Below are 923 nucleotides of genomic sequence, written 5' to 3'. Positions count from 1 at the left end.
GCCCTGGCGTCGGCCGGGCCGGGTGGATCGGACTGCAAACTCTCCGCTGGCCAGCGGAAAGAACTCGCGGAGATGCTCGATGAAGGTCCTCGTGTCCACGGCTGGGAGGACGCCCGCTGGACCCTGGCCCGGGTCGCCGAGGTGATCGAACGCCGCTTCGCGGTCGGCTACACCCTGCGCGGCGTGTCCTACCTACTGCACCGCATGGGCTACAGCCAGCAGGTCCCGACCCGCCGGGCGATCGAACGTGACCGAGCGGCGATCACGAGCTGGCACCGCCGGCGGTGGCCGTCGGTAAGAGGTTAGCGGCGGCGCGGGGCGCCTGGATCTGCTTCCAGGACGAGGCGGGGCAGGTTCTGCGGCCGCCAGTGGCCAAGACCTGGGCCCGGCGTGGACACACGCCCGTCGTCGAGGTCTGCGGCAAGGGCTCCGGCCGGGTCTCGATCGCCGGCATGGTCTGCCTCAAGCCCGGACAGCGAGGCCGGTTAATGTGGCGTACCCGGCTGCATCGCGGACGCGCGGGCGAACGGGGCAGCTTCAGCGAGGACGACTACATTGCCTTCCTCGACCAGGCCCACCAACGCCTCCAGGCGCCGATCGTGCTGATCTGGGACAACCTCAACGTGCACGTCAGCCGCCGCATGCACGCGCTGATCGCCGCCCGGACCTGGCTGACCGTGATCCGCCTACCCGCCTACGCACCCGACCTCAACCCCACCGAAGGCGTCTGGCGGTGGATGAAACGCGGCCTCACCAACATCGCCGCCAACGGCGTCGACCACCTCGCCAACCTGGTCAGACAACGCCTACGCGCCTGCCAGCAACAGACCGATCTCCTCGCCGGCTTCTTCGCCAACACCGGCATGACCCTCGACCCCGAACCACCGTGACGGACCCGAACCTCAGCCTTTCAACCTCTGTAG

Annotated in this window: 2 protein-coding genes; both read left to right on the top strand. The window is 69.0% G+C overall.

From position 1 onward, the window contains the following. A partial coding sequence (locus Vlu01_RS27325; RefSeq protein WP_204005013.1) for a helix-turn-helix domain-containing protein occupies nt 1-306 on the top strand: 306 nt, incomplete at its 5' end. Beyond that, on the top strand, nt 285-890 hold the full coding sequence (locus Vlu01_RS27320) for a transposase (protein ID WP_275409497.1): 606 nt from the start codon (nt 285-287) through the stop codon (nt 888-890). The genes Vlu01_RS27325 and Vlu01_RS27320, both read left to right, overlap by 22 nt. Nucleotides 891-923 lie beyond the last annotated feature (33 nt).

Source organism: Micromonospora lutea, from assembly GCF_016863535.1.
Classification (GTDB): Bacteria; Actinomycetota; Actinomycetes; order Mycobacteriales; family Micromonosporaceae; genus Micromonospora; species Micromonospora lutea.
Note: the sequence above shows the minus strand (reverse complement) of the source record. Positions and strands in the feature narration are given on the sequence as shown.